The sequence below is a fragment of the Flavobacterium sp. genome (genome assembly GCF_039916025.1).
Classification (GTDB): Bacteria; Bacteroidota; Bacteroidia; order Flavobacteriales; family Flavobacteriaceae; genus Flavobacterium.
Genome location: NZ_JBDSMB010000093.1, coordinates 1 through 17,995 on the forward strand (window position 1 = coordinate 1; position 17,995 = coordinate 17,995).

The 17,995-nt window shown below is 33.9% G+C and carries 15 protein-coding genes; 8 read left to right on the plus strand and 7 right to left on the minus strand.

Features of this window, described 5'->3' with window-relative positions:
* The 3 genes from ABIQ27_RS06175 to ABIQ27_RS06185 all read left to right on the plus strand — a co-directional run.
* Positions 1 to 1,442 (plus strand): glyceraldehyde-3-phosphate dehydrogenase (locus tag ABIQ27_RS06175; protein ID WP_348032906.1); only part of this gene is annotated, 1,442 nt, incomplete at its 5' end.
* A gap of 86 nt (positions 1,443 to 1,528) precedes the next feature.
* Entirely contained in the window at positions 1,529 to 2,263 is a 735-nt protein-coding gene (locus ABIQ27_RS06180) for a hypothetical protein (RefSeq protein ID WP_348032907.1), read from the plus strand.
* Positions 2,264 to 2,395: 132 nt separating this feature from the next.
* Entirely contained in the window at positions 2,396 to 2,773 is a 378-nt protein-coding gene (locus ABIQ27_RS06185; protein WP_348032908.1) for a hypothetical protein, read from the plus strand.
* Positions 2,774 to 2,826: 53 nt separating this feature from the next.
* On the opposite strand, the gene ABIQ27_RS06190 is transcribed toward ABIQ27_RS06185, so the two are convergent.
* From ABIQ27_RS06190 to ABIQ27_RS06200, 3 genes are all read right to left on the minus strand, one after another.
* Positions 2,827 to 5,091 carry an aconitate hydratase gene (locus tag ABIQ27_RS06190; protein WP_348032909.1) on the minus strand — a complete coding sequence of 755 codons (2,265 nt, stop codon included), beginning with the start codon at positions 5,089 to 5,091 and terminating at the stop codon, positions 2,827 to 2,829.
* 165 nt (positions 5,092 to 5,256) lie between these two features.
* Complete coding sequence (locus ABIQ27_RS06195) at positions 5,257 to 6,372, minus strand: acyltransferase (RefSeq protein ID WP_348032910.1); 1,116 nt, start codon at positions 6,370 to 6,372, stop codon at positions 5,257 to 5,259.
* Positions 6,362 to 7,498 (minus strand): acyltransferase, encoded by a 1,137-nt coding sequence (locus ABIQ27_RS06200; RefSeq protein ID WP_348032911.1) that lies wholly within the window; start codon positions 7,496 to 7,498, stop codon positions 6,362 to 6,364. The genes ABIQ27_RS06195 and ABIQ27_RS06200 overlap by 11 nt, the downstream gene beginning before the upstream one ends.
* A gap of 23 nt (positions 7,499 to 7,521) precedes the next feature.
* Between ABIQ27_RS06200 and ABIQ27_RS06205 the strand changes: the two genes are divergently transcribed.
* From ABIQ27_RS06205 to ABIQ27_RS06220, 4 genes are all read left to right on the plus strand, one after another.
* Positions 7,522 to 8,658, plus strand: coding sequence for a hypothetical protein (locus ABIQ27_RS06205; RefSeq protein ID WP_348032912.1), 1,137 nt, complete (start codon positions 7,522 to 7,524; stop codon positions 8,656 to 8,658).
* 3 nt (positions 8,659 to 8,661) lie between these two features.
* Positions 8,662 to 9,090, plus strand: a complete 429-nt coding sequence (locus ABIQ27_RS06210; protein ID WP_348032913.1) for a MarR family transcriptional regulator — start codon at positions 8,662 to 8,664, stop codon at positions 9,088 to 9,090.
* 132 nt (positions 9,091 to 9,222) lie between these two features.
* Complete coding sequence (locus ABIQ27_RS06215) at positions 9,223 to 9,351, plus strand: hypothetical protein (protein WP_348032914.1); 129 nt, start codon at positions 9,223 to 9,225, stop codon at positions 9,349 to 9,351.
* A 9-nt stretch (positions 9,352 to 9,360) separates the two neighbouring features.
* Positions 9,361 to 11,796, plus strand: a complete 2,436-nt coding sequence (locus ABIQ27_RS06220) for a TonB-dependent receptor (protein WP_348032915.1) — start codon at positions 9,361 to 9,363, stop codon at positions 11,794 to 11,796.
* Between the two features lies 1 nt (position 11,797).
* On the opposite strand, the gene ABIQ27_RS06225 is transcribed toward ABIQ27_RS06220, so the two are convergent.
* Genes ABIQ27_RS06225 through ABIQ27_RS06240 form a run of 4 tightly spaced genes read right to left on the minus strand, consistent with a single transcriptional unit; the run spans position 11,798 to position 17,011 of the window.
* The gene (locus tag ABIQ27_RS06225) at positions 11,798 to 12,751 is read right to left on the minus strand and encodes a MoxR family ATPase (RefSeq protein ID WP_348032916.1); all 954 of its coding nucleotides are present in this window, start codon (positions 12,749 to 12,751) and stop codon (positions 11,798 to 11,800) included.
* Positions 12,752 to 12,806: 55 nt separating this feature from the next.
* The gene (locus ABIQ27_RS06230) at positions 12,807 to 14,213 is read right to left on the minus strand and encodes a peptidylprolyl isomerase (protein ID WP_348032917.1); all 1,407 of its coding nucleotides are present in this window, start codon (positions 14,211 to 14,213) and stop codon (positions 12,807 to 12,809) included.
* Positions 14,197 to 15,045 carry a hypothetical protein gene (locus ABIQ27_RS06235; RefSeq protein ID WP_348032918.1) on the minus strand — a complete coding sequence of 283 codons (849 nt, stop codon included), beginning with the start codon at positions 15,043 to 15,045 and terminating at the stop codon, positions 14,197 to 14,199. Before ABIQ27_RS06235 ends, ABIQ27_RS06230 begins: the two co-directional genes overlap by 17 nt.
* Before the next feature lie 4 nt (positions 15,046 to 15,049).
* On the minus strand, positions 15,050 to 17,011 hold the full coding sequence (locus ABIQ27_RS06240) for a peptidylprolyl isomerase (protein ID WP_348032919.1): 1,962 nt from the start codon (positions 17,009 to 17,011) through the stop codon (positions 15,050 to 15,052).
* A gap of 230 nt (positions 17,012 to 17,241) precedes the next feature.
* Between ABIQ27_RS06240 and ABIQ27_RS06245 the strand changes: the two genes are divergently transcribed.
* Positions 17,242 to 17,995: GTP-binding protein (locus tag ABIQ27_RS06245; protein ID WP_348032920.1), on the plus strand; the 754-nt coding region annotated here is incomplete at its 3' end.

Sequence of the window (17,995 nt, forward strand, 5' to 3'; positions counted from 1 at the left end):
GTAACAAATTATACGAGAAGGAGTTATCTTTTCAGGCTGACAGACGTAAAGCAGGCGTTGAATTAATTAAAATCATCAGCGACTTGTGGTATGACAAATCAATCGAATTGGTTCTTTTTAGAAATCAATTAATTGATAGAAATGTGAGTGATATCATCAACTTTCACGAATATGCCGGAGAGTTTGTTCAAAAACCAATCAATATTTTTGATTCTGTAGAAATTGCGCGTTCAATTCAAAATTTAGATTTGCCGCCATCTCGAATTGATATTGGAAAGTTAACGTACGAATATCACCTTGAAGACAATAAATATGATGATAGCCGTGCTTTTGTTATTGACAAATTAAAAAATGCCAAAGAGTTTCAAAATTTAAAACCAAAAGATGTTGTCCTATATGGTTTTGGTAGAATCGGTCGTTTGTTAGCCCGTGAAATGATGAGCAAAATGGGTAAAGGAGAACAACTTCGTCTTCGAGCCATTGTAACACGTGATAAAAACGATGCTACCACATTAGAAAAAAGAGCGTCATTGTTACGTTATGATTCTGTTCATGGAGATTTTCAAGGTTCTGTTCAGGCTGACGCCGAAAACAATTCTTTAATCATCAACGGAACTACTGTGCATGTTATTACGGCTAATGGTCCGGAAGAAATTGATTATACAAAATACGGAATTGAAGATGCGTTAGTGATTGATAACACCGGAGCTTTTACAACAGAAGAACAACTGAAGCGTCATTTGACTTCAAATGGTGTTAGTAAAGTATTATTAACTGCGCCCGGAAAAGGCATTCCAAATATTGTTTATGGTGTAAACCATAACGATCATAACCCAGACAATGTAGATATTTTTTCTGCTGCATCCTGCACAACAAATGCAATAACACCAGTTTTGAAAGTGGTTGAAGATTCTCTTGGCGTTGTAAAAGGTCATATTGAAACCATACATGCTTACACCAATGACCAGAATCTGGTCGACAATATGCATAAAAAATATCGTCGTGGCCGTGCTGCCGCGCTGAATATGGTAATTACTGAAACTGGCGCCGGAACAGCTGTTGCGAAAGCGTTGCCGAGCTTAGCAGGAAAATTGACTTCAAATGCAATTCGTGTTCCTGTACCGAATGGTTCATTAGTAGTTATGAATTTGGAAGTAAGTAAAAAGACTTCAATTGAAGAATTTAATACTATCATGAAAAAGTATGCTCTTGAAGGAGAATTGGTAGAGCAAATCAGATATTCATTGAATAATGAATTGGTTTCTTCGGATATTGTTGGTACTGCACAACCTTCTATTTATGATAGCAATGCAACAATTGTTTCAGGAGATGGAAAGAATATTGTTCTATATGTTTGGTATGATAATGAATATGGATACAGCCATCAAGTAATTCGTTTGGCAAAATATATAGCAAAAGTAAGACGCTATACTTATTACTAGTAGATTATTGATTCAAATTTTTAATCCGTCTTTTCTTATGAATTGGCGGATTTTTTTTATATTTGATTGAACCATTGAAAAATCACATGAAAAAAATTAAATTAATTTTTGTTTTTATTCTTTCAATTTCCAGTTTCAATTTGATTGGTCAAAGTGCAGCAAGTACTGATTCCAACTCCAAAATCCATTTTGTATATCACAAAAAAAGCAATCTTTTCATAAACGAAAAGGGTATATATGCCGATACGCTATTGCTTAAAACAGGTTTTAAAGAACTCACTTATCAGCTTACTAAACATCCTACGGATAGTACAAAAACAGTCGGTTTTATTGATTTGAAAAGAATTTCAAAAGAAGATCAAAAGAGAATCATTGGAATATTCAGCCACAGCAATTTCAAATATGATTGCTATTACAATATTAAAAAGAATCAAACTGCAATGTATGTTACCCGAATTGAAAATGATGAGACGCACGACTTATTGAAAAGTTTATTTAAAGACACTTTTAGCAATGAATATTACAACAGAATATATATTGATTATAACAAAAGTGACAAGTTTTATACAAATTCAAGGTTTTCAACCTTGTACAAATTCAACCAAAAGTATATTGTGATTGATTGGTTCGATGAGAATAAAATTGGTGGGGAATACAAACATTTAGAAGGTGAGGTAACTTATAAAGATTTAGTTCTTGCAGATTCTACATTAGAAAAACATGTTACACCTTTTTTTACTTTTGCGAATTGTGATTATGGAATACAAAAACTTGTCACTTTTTTTGATACTACGGAATTAATATCAGTCAACTTAGAGTAATTAAAACTCTTTTGGGTTGTTAAAATCAAAATATAATTTTCGTCTAAACACAATATTTATCGATAAAATACGTTTTATATTAAAATAATGATTATTTTTCGCCCCTAATTTTGCCCCAAAAAATTATAACTTATGAAAAAATTGCTTTTTAGCTTACTGATTATGAGCTGTCTTGCCTTCAACGGAGGTGATGCAAAAGTTCAAACCTATAATTATGGCCACAACGGAATGGAGTTTGTGGCTCGTTCCGGTCAAGGAATGATTATCGTTAGTACTTTCAATTCCAAAATGACGATTCGTCAGGATATTGCTTATAAAATTTATCAGGAATACGCAAATAACAGATTAACAACCGGCCCAAAAACAACTATCTGTGGAGATGAAGCAGATGTAACCGGGAAGTGCGTTGTAACAAAAAAAGACAACCTTATTTCTGTAAACTTTTATTATGAATTGGTTGAATGGAAATCAGGATTAAAAGAAGTATATCAAAAGAAGAAGACAACATAATAAAAAAAGGCTCAACAAATGTTGAGCCTTTTTTTTTATAAACCTTAAATTAGTTAAGCTTTTCCCGCTGCAATCAGGTTCAAAGCAGAACCAGCTACATACCAGCCAATTTGACTATCGTTATATGTGTGATTTGCCAGAATAGTATCTTTAGAACCATCAGCATGTACAAACTCTAATGTCAATGGTTTTGCCGGAGCAAATTCTGTTAAGTCTAAGAAATTGATAGTATCATTCTCCTGAATTTTATCATAATCGGCTTCGTTAGCAAAAGTCAACGCTAACATTCCTTGTTTTTTCAAATTGGTTTCGTGAATACGGGCAAACGATTTTACCAAAACTGCTTTAACTCCTAAGAATCTTGGTTCCATTGCAGCATGTTCTCTTGAAGAACCTTCACCATAGTTTTGGTCACCAACAACTATCGAAGGAACACCGGCTGCCTTGTAAACTCTTGCAACCGTAGGAACTGGAGCATATTCTCCGGTTAATTGATTTTTCACTTTATTAGCTTCCTGGTTATAAGCATTCACTGCTCCAATCAACATATTGTTTGAAATATTATCTAAATGTCCACGGAAACGCAACCATGGACCTGCCATAGAAATGTGATCTGTTGTACATTTTCCAAAAGCTTTGATAAGCAATTTGGCACCTGTTATGTTTTTTCCGTCCCAGGCATCAAACGGCGCTAACAATTGCAATCTGTCCGAAGTTGGAGAAACAGCAACCTGTACATTACTTCCATCTGTCGCCGGAGCCTGAAAACCTGCATCTTCTACATCAAATCCTCTTTTTGGCAACTCATCACCGTGTGGCGGATTTAACTTCACCTCTTCCCCATTATCATTCAACAATGTATCGGTAAGTGGATTAAAAGTCAAATCTCCCGAAATAGCTAAAGCAGCTACCATTTCCGGTGACGTTACAAAAGCATGCGTATTTGGATTTCCATCGGCACGTTTAGAGAAGTTTCTGTTAAACGAATGCACGATGGTATTTTTTTCCTGTTTATCAGCACCAGCTCTATCCCATTGTCCAATACATGGGCCACAAGCGTTGGTAAATACTTTGGTACCCAATTTCTCGAAAGTAGCGATGATTCCGTCTCTTTCGATAGTAAATCTAATTTGTTCTGAACCAGGATTGATTCCGAATTCTGCTTTTGGCGTGATTCCGTGAGCAACAGCTTGTTCCACAATTGATGCAGCACGAGCCATATCTTCATAAGATGAATTGGTACAAGAACCAATTAATCCCCATTCAATTTTTATTGGCCAACCGTTAGCTGCAGCTTCTGCTTTCATTTGAGAAACCGGAGTTCCTCTGTCTGGCGTAAATGGTCCGTTGATATGCGGCTCTAATTCTGATAAATTAATTTCAATAACCTGGTCAAAATATTGTTCCGGATTGGCATATACTTCGGCATCACCTGTTAGATAACCAGCCACTTTATCAGCAGCATCAACAATATCCTGTCTATCGGTCGCAGCCAAATACCTTCTCATCGAATCATCATAACCAAAAGTTGAAGTTGTTGCTCCGATTTCGGCACCCATATTACAAATGGTTCCTTTTCCGGTGCAGGACATATTGGTTGCACCTTCACCAAAATATTCAACGATTGCTCCGGTGCCACCTTTTACGGTAAGAATATCAGCTACTTTCAGAATTACATCTTTTGGAGCAGTCCAGCCGCTTAATTTTCCTGTCAATTTAACTCCAATCAATTTTGGGAATTTTAATTCCCATGACATTCCCGACATAACGTCTACAGCATCTGCTCCACCAACACCAATAGCTAACATTCCTAATCCACCAGCATTTACAGTATGTGAATCGGTTCCTATCATCATTCCGCCAGGGAAAGCATAATTTTCTAAAACAATTTGGTGTATAATTCCCGAACCCGGTTTCCAAAAACCAATTCCGTATTTATTAGAAACTGAAGAAAGAAAATCGAAAACTTCTTTTGATTGTGAATTGGCAGTTGCTAAATCAGATTTAGCTCCATCTTTTGCCAAAATTAAGTGGTCACAATGCACTGTTGTTGGAACAGCAACTGTCTTTTTCCCGGCATGCATGAATTGCAATAATGCCATTTGAGCGGTTGCATCCTGACAAGCAACTCTATCGGGAGCAAAATCAACATAATCCTTACCACGAGTGAATGCTTTTGTTGGATTACCATCCCATAAATGAGAATATAAAATCTTTTCAGACAAAGTAAGTGGGCGACCAACTATTTGACGAGCTGCATCAACTCTTTCTGCCATAGTAGCGTATACTTTTTTAATCATTTCAATATCAAAAGCCATGGTATATTGGGTTTATTTGTTTGCAGTGCAAATTTACGAAAACGTTGTACTTCTATAAAAGATTTTAATAGAAATATTGATTTAGAATCATATTTTGCGAAATGATAGTTTTCGCTATAGCTTTTTTACAAATACTTTAATTAAAGTACCATAAAATGACTAATCTTAATTTTTATCCCTTAAATCCATAATAGGTTTTTCATAAAAACGGTATAATAAATAACTCAAAAGAAAAGTTATTACAATATAAACCAACACAAAACCATAAACTAAGGGTTGGTTTTGAGAATTTAATGGTATAAAATTTTTCATCAATTGCAGTACAACGCTATAATGCAAAAGATAAATAGAATACGAAATAATGCTTATAAATGTAATCGGTTTTAGAAAGATTGATTTCTCTTGTTTCCATTCAGATAAAAAAGGTAAAAAACAAGCAACAGCAACAGACACAAAAGGCAAATAGAAAACATTCCATAACGCTGAATGCGTTTCAATAAACAATCCTAAATATCCAATTCCAACAAATAAAAATCCAAAAAACAATATTCCCAAAACGAAAAGTATGTTTTTACTTTTTTGCCAAAAAGAATTATAATTAAAATATATCCAGCTGCAAAAGACGCCAATAAAAATACTATCTAAACGATATAAAACTACCGACTTTAATGATAAATTCCATTGATCAATTGTTGTGTTTGTTGTAGTATTTTGATAATAGATTTTATTGCAAAAGAAAATCAGAATCAATAGTACAATCGTAAAAAGAAAAAATAGGGACTTGTTTTTTGGCTTGAATAGAGCGGCAATAATCAGAAGAAAAAAAGGCAAAATTATATAGGCAAACTCTTCGACGGATAAACTCCATGATTCCGGAAAAAAAGGTAACATCGTAACTTTTAAGTTTTGTAAAAAAAAGAAATACCGCCACAAAGAAGGTGTCGAATAGCCAATCATCAATGCGATGCCTATATTCACAATCAATATCAGAAAATAATTAGGCAGCGTTCTAAACCACCTTCTTTTTAAAAAATAAAAAACACTTGTAATCGAAAAATCTTCTTTGAGATACAATTGATAAAGAATTTTCCCAATCAAAAAACCGCTTAAAACAAAAAATATTTCGACACCAAAGAAACCAAACAGTACAAAAAGCTGATATAAAAATCGTGTGCTTTCCGGAAAAACCCAAAGGCAATGACCAAACAAAACCATTAGTATGGCAATGGTCCGCATTAAATCCAGCCCAAAAACTCTGTCTTTTACGATACTATTTATCATTTAATTTTAAATTTTTAGCTCTGAATTGGTTGATTGGTTTTTCGAAATAAGTGTACATAAGATAACTCAGCACAACCGTAATTGATACATACAAGATAGCAAAAATATTCATTTGCCATAAGACAAAATCCTTCGTGTCAATAAAATATTTCATCAGAAAAAGTATAATGCTGTAGTGCAATAAATAAACGGAATAAGAAATATTACAAATGAAGGTAATCCCATTTCCAATTCTTTGTGATGGCATTTTCCAATTCAATAAAAACGGGATAAACATGCAAATAGCAGTCGAAAGCAATGGCAAACAGAATATATTCCAAAACCAGGATGCGTTGCTTAATCTGAATTTAAAAATAACAATACATAATACCAAAAGTGCGAAAAGCAAAACTCCGGCCGCCAAAAAAGACTTTCTCTTTGACATCATAAATTCTTGGTAATTCTGATAATAATAACCAAAAAGAACGCCTATCAAAACCGAATCGATTCTGTAAATCACAACCGAACGAATATGAAAGCTCCATTGTTTTAAATCTAAATTATTGGAATGCAAATCATAATATAATTTCGAAAGAAATGTAAAAACGATAAGTCCAATAATAACAGATAAAAACATAATCTGTTTGGAAGCTTTAACAAATGAATTTGAAAGAACTACTAATAAAATAACTACGAAAATATAACCCATTTCTTTTACAGGCAGACTCCATGATTCAGGGAAAAAAGATGGAATTGGCGAAGCAAAATTTTGTATCAATAAAGGATATTTCCAAACTTCGGAAACAGAAAAACCAAATAGTAAATAAAGAATAGTGATTATCAGAATGGCCAAATAGTAGCTTGGCAACACACGCATCAATCTTCTGGATATAAATAAGCTGGCGTCTTTCAGGCTATAATTTTCATGCAGAAACTGTTTGTAAAGTATGCCTCCAATTAAAAAACCGCTCAGGACAATAAACAATTCCACACCCAAAAACCCACTTGCATCCTGCATTTTTCCCAGAATACCACTAGAATTATAAATCCATGAAGAATGCGAAAACAATAATAAACTTATAGAAAGTGCTCTCAAAAAATCTAATCCGAAAAATCTTTTTGCACTTATTTGCTTTCTATCGTTCATTTAAAAATGTAAATTTGACAACCATGAGAAAATCAAAGATATATAAAATTTTAGGAGTTCTAATTTTGTTAGCTATTATCGGCGGTGGAATTTGGTATTGGCAATTACCCAATCGTCACAAAGCGATTGTAAAGTCATTTTTGTTTGAAAAACTAGGTGTCGTAAGTCCAAATTGGAAGATTGAAAACAAATCAGAAACCTACAGAATGATTTCGCCTGAGTTTTATATTGATGGGATTTACAAATCGATGGAAGGTCCAAAAGCCTCTAATTATGTTCAGCTTTCTCAAGATTCAACTTTGCTTTGGCTGACTAGTTTTCATGTAAAAGCAATTGACAACAAATCGTTGCAAACCATTTCAAAAGATTTTATTTGCCATACGAATGTAGACTTTAATGACATGAAATATTATAGTTCATTGCATTTGGAAAAACGAATTGGCAAGCAATATCCGCGATTGACATCACTTTCACATGGCATGGAAAATTTTAGTTTTCCTGCCGGTTATGGCGTTCCGATGAAAGGAAATGAGTTCTTGTATGTGACTACACAATCTTTAAATCACAATCTTCCTGATGCCAATTTTTGGATGCGGCATGAAGTAGATATCAATTATTCGCGAGAGAAAAATTTGAAACCATTGATGAGCCGAACAGCTTTTATCATGCTTCCGTTTAACGAATCAAATCCTTATAAATCACCATTAGATCCGGGCACCAATCAATGCATTCCGGTAGAAACAAAAAACCATACTTATGATGATGGGCATGGCAAAAAGCTCTCTGGTCACTGGGTAATTCCTGTTGGGAAAAACACCTATAGAAGTTCTGTAAACGGTCAATTGGGAATTCAGGATAGTTTGCGTTTGCACGCTGCTGCGATTCACGTCCATCCGTTTGCTACTAAAATTTCACTATTTGACAAAACAGCTAACAAAGCCATTTTTACCAGCAAAATTATAAATCACACAGGAAAAATTGGCTTAACAAGCATTGCGCCTTTTTCATCTGTTGAAGGCATTTGGCTGTATAAAAATCATGATTATGAAATCGTATTGGATGTCAATAACACAACACAGGTCAGTCAGGATATGATGGGAAGCATGTTTTTATTTTTCTACGACAAAGAACTTGATGATTTATTGCAAAAGAAAAAATAGCCAATGGAAAAACTAAAAAACATCATATTCTATAACATGGACAAAGCAATTAAGTCTTATAGAATGTATGCTCAAAAAAAACTTAAGGAAAATGGGTTCAAAATTACTATTGACCAATGGTTAATTATCAAAGCAATCTTAGAAAATCCGACAATTAGCCAGCAGGATATTGCTAAAAAAGTGTTTAAGGACAATGCTTCAGTGACGAGGATAATTGAACTTCTGGTAAAATCAAAATATCTCGAAAGAGAAGTCAATCCTAATGACAGAAGAAAATCAAATCTTATTGTAACCGACGAAGGAAAATCAATAATTGAAAAAGTACAGAGTTTAGTCCTTGAAAACAGAAAAAATGCACTTGACACGATTTCTGAAGAGGAATTGGAAACAATGAATCTTGCGCTAAAAAAAATAATTGAGAACTGTTCTTAAACAGTTCAAGTGTTAAAATTCCAGTAATCCCTTTTTTTATTGTAACAAAAATATTCAGCGTTATACTAATACCATTATATTGTTTGATATATCAAATATAATTGTTGTTTTTATTAATCTAATTAATCACTTATGAAAAACAAAACGGGTTTGTTATTAGCATTAGCTGCTGCAATTTTAAGCATGGCATCAGACTTTAAACATAAGGAAATCAAACCCAAAACATCAGATTTTATTACAACAATTTCTCATATAAAATAACACTTTATCATGAAGAATAGACAGATTTTAATAGTAGCAATAATTTTGCTACAGCTCAACTATTGCCTATCACAGACAAATTCGGGCAAAATAAACGGCTTTGTATTCAATGAAAAAAAAGCAGCTGTGGAATTCGCGAACGTTACGTTACATCGTGTTAGCGATTCTGTATTTGTGAAAGCTTCAATTACAGATGAAAAAGGGAATTTTGAATTGGACAATCTGTCTGAAGGAAATTACTATTTCAAAGTGAGCCACGCTTCATTTGAAAATTACAAAAGCAAAAGCTTCACGCTATCGGCCGAAAAGCCTTCGCTTAGTTTTGAAAATATTGTTGTAAAAACAAATTCGAATAAGCTGAATGAAGTTGTTGTTACTAAAGAAAAGCAATTCATAGAAAGAAAATTAGATAAGATAATTGTCAATGTTGAGAATAGTATTGTTTCTGCTGGAAACACTGTATTAGATGTTCTTGAGCGATCTCCGAGCGTTATGGTTAACCAAGAAAGCTCAATTAATTTAAAAGGAAAATCGGGTGTTGTAGTTTTGATTGATGGCAAGCCAACTCCTCTTTCCGGTACTGATTTGATTGTATATTTAAAAAGTGTTCCAGCAGCAAACATACAGACGATTGAAATTATTACAAATCCATCAGCCAAATACGATGCCTCTGGAAATGCCGGAATCATCAACATCAAATTCAAGAAAGACCAGAAACAAGGATTCAATGGTTCGACAACTTTGAGCTATGGACAAGGTGTTTATTCAAAACCATCGGGAAGTATCAACTTTAATTTCCGTGATAAAAAATGGAATTTTTTTGGAAGCCATTCGTATTCAAATCCGCTCAATTATGGTCAATTCTTCATCAACAGGAAATTTTTTGACGAAAACCATAACATTACATCAAACTTTGAACAGAACTCTTTCACCAAAGTACCATCAATAAATAACAATTCGCGTTTTGGGGTCGATTTTTATGCTAATGACAAAACAATTTTTGGCGTTATGGCCAATGGAAGTTGGAACAACAATGACCGATATGCCAATACAGATGCTATTATTACCAATCCCGACGGCACTTTAAATTATACCACCCAAACCAGTATTTTATCAGATGAAAGCCGATTCAATGGCTTTGCCAATTTCAATTTCAAGCACAGTTTCAATGCTTTGGGTAAAGAAATAACTGCCGACGTCGACTTTGGGAATTTCAATGCCAAATCGATTCAGGATATTCATAACATCAATGCTAATCCGGATGAAAATGTAATTTCGGATACTATGATTGCTACTAACCAAACTGGGATAATTAAGGTGAAATCAATCAAAACAGACTATGCTCATCCGTTTTCTGAAAAGATGAAATTAGAAGTTGGACTAAAATCAAGTCTGGTGACTTCTGACAATGATGTAAAGTTTTATAATGTAGAAAACGATGAGCCTATTCTGGATGTTACAAAGTCGAATCATTTCATTTATGAAGAGAATATAAATGCTGCGTATAGCAGTTTTTCGAAAGAATTGACAAAATGGGATTTTCAGTGTGGCTTGCGAATGGAACACACTAAAACCAATGGAAAACAGCTTGCAACCGATGAACAGTTCTCAAGAAACTATGTGACTTTCTTTCCGAATGTCGTTGTAAACAGAAAATTTTCAGAAAACAATTCTCTTTCTTTATCCTATACCAAAAGAATTGACAGGCCAACTTACAGACAACTGAATCCGTTTAGGATTTTTGTAGATTCGTATACTTATGTTGTTGGAGATCCAACGTTGAATTCGGTAATTACACATTCGTTTGAACTGAATCATACTTTTAAGGGAAAATACATCACGACATTGAGTTACACCCAAAGCAAGGAAAGCATCACAGATATTTTTGTTCAGGATGACGACACCCGGATTTCGTATCAGATTCCGGCAAACATTCAGGATTTTGAACAGTTCAATTTGGGAATATACATTCCGATTAAATACAGGAAAATTGTCAATTCAACCTTTTCAGCATCAGTTTACTTAAACAAATATTCAAGTCCGTTAGATGGTGGAAACCTGCAGCAGGATTTTACTTCCTGGGATATGAACTGGGGAAATAATTTCACTATTGGAAAAGGCTGGTCAGCTGAATTGAGCGGTTATTATCAAAGCAGGATGGTTTGGGGATTATTTTTCATCAAACATTTATCTCAGATTTCTGCCGGAATCCAGAAAGTTTCAAACGACAAAAATTCGATTTTCAAATTGAATGTCAGCGACATTTTTCTGACGAACCATATTGCTGTTGATGTAAAATACCAAAATCAGGATTTCTTTACCGAAAGAAAATGGGATTCGAGAGTGGTGACGCTATCCTATACCTACCGATTTGGGAAAAACACAGTTTCAAGAGCCAGACAAAGAGCAAGCGGTGTTGAAGAAGAAAAACGGAGAGCGGGATAAACTACAAAAGTTTATCTATAATCATTTCTTCGGTAATTCCTTCGGCGTCTGCCTTGTAGTTTTTGATGATTCTGTGACGCAGGATTCCGGTTGCTACAGCTTTTACATCTTCAATATCCGGTGAGAATTTCCCATTGAAAGCTGCGTTAGCTTTGGCAGCCAAAATTAAATTCTGAGAAGCTCTTGGTCCTGCTCCCCAATCTAAATAATTCTTGATATAATCGTTTGACAAAGGATTGTTTGGGCGTGTTTTGCTTACCAAAGTAACCGCATATTCAATCACGTTATCGGCAACTGGAATTCTACGAACCAAATGTTGGAAATCGATAATTTCCTGAGCAGTAAACAATGGATCAATGGTTGGATTTTTATCTGAAGTTGTACTTTTTACCACATCAACTTCTTCAGAAAATGATGGATAATCCAACTTGATGGCAAACATAAAACGGTCTAACTGCGCTTCTGGTAGTGGATATGTTCCTTCCTGCTCAATAGGGTTTTGGGTTGCTAAAACAAAATAAGGTAAATCCAATTTATAATTCTGACCTGCAATCGTTACCGAACGTTCCTGCATGGCTTCCAATAAAGCAGCCTGCGTTTTTGGTGGCGTTCTGTTAATCTCATCTGCCAAAATAATATTGGCGAATATTGGTCCTTTAATAAATTTGAAATGACGGCTTTCATCCAGAATTTCACTTCCCAAAATATCGGAAGGCATCAAATCGGGAGTGAACTGTATTCTTTTAAAATCTAACCCTAATGCTTGTGAAATCGTGTTCACCATTAACGTTTTAGCTAAGCCGGGAACACCAACCAAAAGTGCGTGTCCACCAGAAAATATGCTAAGCAAAATTTGGTCAATAACTTCGTCCTGACCTACAATTATCTTGGCAATTTCTTTTTTAAGCTCAAGTCGTTTCTGAACTAAATTTTTAATGGCGGTAACGTCTGACATCTTTATTTAGGGTTTAAGGATTAAGGAATTAGGATTCCGATAATCTAAATTTTTATTATTTTTTCAACCAATTATTAGTGAAAATACAATCTTTATATTCACCATTAATTTTTATATAGGTTTCTTTAATTTTTTCATCTGTCCATTTTGCAATGGCTTTAATTTGTTTTTCTTTCAACGCCAAATCTTTGATTTTCACATAATCTCTGGCATAATCAGCAGTGTGTTGATCAATTCTATCAGTCACGGTAATGATTTTATACTTTTTCCCAGTTCTTTGATCATCATCTAAAATCGGAGCTGTTATCGATTTATCTTTCAAATTAGAAACTTCGCTATACAAACTAGGATCCATTTTGGTTAATTCAAAGTGCGTATCCTGAGTTTTAGGATTAATCAAAACGCCACCGTTTGCACGTGTTTCTTTTTCATCAGACATTGTTCTTGCAGCATCAGCAAAAGTAATTTCCCCGTTTTCGATTTTTCTTTTTATCGTAAGTATTTTTTCTTTAGCATCTTTTAATGATTGGTCTGATACTTTTGGCATCATCAAAATATGTCTTAATTCAACTTCCTGACCTTTGATTTTTTCAACCATGATGATGTGATAACCATATTCTGTTTCAAACGGCTCAGAGATTTCTCCTTCAGCTAATGAAAAAGCAACATCTTTAAATTCTTTTACGAATTGTGTTTTTCTGTTGATTTTATAAAAACCGCCACTTGACGCTGAACCTCTGTCATCTGAATAGATAACGGCTCTTGTCTTGAAACTTGCGCCAGCCAAAACTTCAGCTTTAATTTCCTTTAATCTCGTGATTACTCTTTGCTTTTCTTCTTCAGAAATTTTTGGAGCTACAACAATTTGAGCCACTTCCATTTCGGCACCAAAAACTGGCAAATCACTTTCAGGTATAGATTTGAAGAAAGTACGGGTTTCTTCCGGAGTAATTTCTACACCATCAATGATTTTCTTTTGCATTTCTGCACCCAGTTTGTTCATCTTAATGATGTCAAATAACTCTGTTCTTAGTTCGTCTTCGCTGCTTTTCTTGAAATATTGAACCACTTTTTCTGAAGAACCTAATTGATCAACCATATAAGCCATTTGCTCATTTAGTTTTTCTTTGACTTCTTCATCTTTAACGATGATACTATCCTGAACCGCCTGGTGAGCATACAATTTGTCTTCCAACAATTTACCTAACATTTGACAACGTGTAATATCTTTTATAGATTGACCTTGACTTGACAACTCTAAATACGACTTATCAATATCAGAATCAAGTATAATATAATCTCCAACTGTTGCAATAACACCATCAACTTTTTGCTTTTTAAAAGGGCTCGCTACAGTCTTTACTTTCACCGAATCCTTAATAATTTCCTGCGCATTGGCAAACCCTACTGTGCAAAGAATTGCAATAATTGCTATGGTAAGTTTGCTACTTGTATATTTCATAATCCTTGTTTTTAATGGCATCATTGGTGATATCCTTTTCAAATTTTTTAATCAATTCTAATTTTCTTTTGTTCAACAGAACTTCTTTCAACGTTGGTTTGCTATACTCAAATGGTGAAATTTGATTTTTATCAATTACGTTCGTTACTTTAATCAGGTAAGTGTCATCTTTATCCTGAATTTGCATCTTTTTTCCCGGGCGAATTATCTCGTCTCTATTCTCAGGTGTTACAACCGGAAGCTTTTCATAAACCTGGCTCATATCTACCCAAACACTATCATTCATGGCAAAACTCTTGAACTGTAATGCGTAAGTATCCCAAAACTTCTTATCCTTTTTAGAATAATCAAAGAACTTGCTTTTTATTGTTTCAAAACGCGGATTCTGTTTAGAAAGATTGATATATCGCAATCGGACTAATGTTCCGTTGGTTTTGAAATTCTCCTTATTTTCTTCGTAATACTTTTTTAATTCTTCCTGGCTTACAACTGTATCAACTGTTCTTTTAACAACTTCTTCGATATAAGCTCTGGTGTATAAATCAATCTTATACTGTTTAATTAATGAGTTATACTCTTTCTTTTTGACATCGCTAAGATTTCTCTCAGCGGCTTCAATCAGTAATTTTTGACTTGCCCAACGATCAATAAAATCCCGAACCAAAAGCAAACTATCTTCTTTTGAAGTTCCGGCCGGAACTAAAGTTGCAATGTCGCTTTTATACAAATAACTTTTACCTACTCTTGCTATTGACTGAGATTTTTGTTGTGGTTTGAAATAATTACACGAACAAACCATCAAAAAAATTAGGAAAAAACTATTTCTAAGCATTTTATTATTTGAGCTGTCTTTTTACATTTTCAAAAACGTCATTATTGATTTTTACAGTAAACTCTTTTTTCAAATCATCAACCCATCCTTGTTCCAAATATTGCTGATAATCATTGACGATTTTTCCTTTGCATTCCTCAAGCGTTTTAACTTCTTCGGGAAGTACATTATCTACTTTAGTGACAAAATAATATTCACCTTCTTTGAAAACATCTGAAACGCCAACATCATACTTCATTGTTTTTGGCAACGCATCACTTCCTTCTTCAAAAACACCACTATTGGTCATTACATTGATAACATTATCAACATTTAATTTGTCTTTAATGTCTTGTGGTTTCTCATTTTTCTTCAATAAAGCCTGTGCTTTTTTAATCATGTCCTGCTTGGTCGATGAAGCAATGGTAACATCAACTCTTTTCTTCCACATGTGCTCCATTTTATGTCCATCATAAAATTTTTTCAGGCCAATTGTATCTGTTTTAGCACGATCCCAAATTTCTTTTTCCATTAAGTCAAAAAGCAATAAACCATCGCGATATTCTTCCATCACATTCGCAAACTCAGGGAATTCAGTTTCTAAATTTTCATCGTAATATGCTGTCAACTGCTCATCCAAAAATCTATCATACAAAGCGTCAACTAATTTTGATAAAGGCTTTACTTTTAAATCACCCTTTTGTTGTTTGTCTATAAAATTCAAGAATGCGTTACCATCAATTTTCTTATTGTTGATAGTTAACACAGTTGCCGTGTAATCTTTGGCATTTGCCGGAACCGACCATTTTGACTCATAGAAATCGTTGGTTACCAATTTAGAAATTAGCCCAAACTGTTTAGCATCTCTCTTATAGGTATATTTTTTTCTTAGCTTTTCATTTAAAGAAGCTGTGATTTTCTTAGATCTATCATCTTTACCAACTTTAGACTCTAATTCATTTTTCATTTCATCCAATGACTTTACCGGATGTTTTTCTACCAACTTAACTATGTGCCAACCGAAATCAGATTGAAACGGTTTTGAAATATCTCCAACATTTTTAAGTGAAAAAGCAACATTTTCGAATTCTTCTGAACTCAATTGTCCGGAACCAAATTTATTCAAAACACCACCTTTAGAAGATGATGATTTGTCTTCAGAGAATTGTTTTGCTAAATCTTCAAATTTTTCTCCTTGTTGAATTTTTTTATAAATCTCGTTGATAGTCTTTTCTGCGTCTTTCCCGGTTTCTTCAGGTTTTGGTTTTAAAATCATAATGTGAGCCACCGTAATTTCTCCGCGATTGGCTCTAATATCATTGATTTTTAAAATATGGTATCCGAAACGGGTTCTGATTATTTTAGAGATTTTTCCATTTTGAGTATTGTACGCTGCATTTTCAAATGGATAAACCATTCTGAAAGCTGTAAAATATCCCAAATCTCCTTTGTTTTCTTTTGCAGATGGATCTTCCGAATATTGCACCGCTAAATTGTCGAAATCTTCTCCTGCGAAAGCTCTTTTGCTGATATCTTCAATTTTTTTGTATGCTTTTAAAGTGTCTTCCGGAGAAGCATTTTCATCAACTAAAACAAGAATATGTGAAGCCCTGATTTCTTTTTGAAGTCGGTTATATCCTTCTTCAACAAGTTCCTCAGTGATTTTTGTGTCGTTAAAATAGTTTTTGGCTAATTGAGTCCTGTATGATTTTAACTCGCTTTGATACTGTGCTCCATCCTGTAAACCAAGTTTATAGGCTTTGTTTACTTTTAATTTATATCCAACAAAAAGCTGTAAATATTGATTCAAATCTTTTTGAGAATCATCTTTTACTAAATCTAAATTCTTCTTGTAAATCCTTGAAAATTCGTCTGTATAATAAGGTTTGTCATTGATAGAAAACAAAACTTCTTTTGTCTTATTTTGTGCATTACCTGCAAATGATATTAAAAAAAACATCCCGAAAAAAAACTGCTTAAAACTCATTCTATTCTAAATTTCGATTAAATTATGTATTCATTGACTTAACAAAAACACTTTGGGAAAGTAGTTGTAACAATCAACAAAAATAACAATTCAAACACATTATCCAACTATCATGACTACTATTAACAAAATTTTATTAACACGAAAAAACTAATGATAGATTTGAAATGTTAAGGATGCAGAAATAATCGGTAAATAATAGTATTTTTGCATCCAATTTATCAAAAATCATGAGTTTTTTAAAAGAGATAGAACGTCGCAGAACCTTTGGGATTATTTCGCATCCTGATGCCGGAAAAACCACACTAACAGAAAAACTATTACTCTTTGGTGGTGCTATTCAGGAAGCTGGTGCGGTTAAAAACAATAAAATCAAAAAAGGAGCTACTTCCGATTTTATGGAAATTGAACGCCAAAGAGGAATTTCGGTATCGACTTCGGTTTTGGCTTTTAATTATAAAGGTAAAAAAATCAATATTCTGGATACACCGGGACACAAGGATTTTGCTGAAGATACCTTTAGGACATTGACTGCTGTTGACAGTGTTATTGTAGTTATTGATGTTGCCAAAGGTGTTGAGGAACAAACCGAAAAATTGGTTTCTGTTTGCAGGATGCGACACATTCCGATTATAGTTTTCATCAATAAGTTGGATAGAGAAGGAAAAGATGCCTTTGATTTGATGGATGAAGTAGAGCAAAAATTGGGATTGAACGTTACGCCTCTGAGTTTTCCAATTGGAATGGGTTATGACTTTCAGGGAATTTATAATATTTGGGAACAAAATATCAACCTGTTTAGTGGTGATAGCCGCAAAAACATTGAAGATACTATTGCGTTTTCAGATATAGAAAGTCCGGAACTGGAAAAAATCATTGGTGAAAAACCAGCTGTTAAATTACGTGAGGAATTAGAATTGATTTCAGAAGTTTATCCGGCATTTGACAGAGAGCAATACTTGTCAGGAAATTTACAACCTGTAT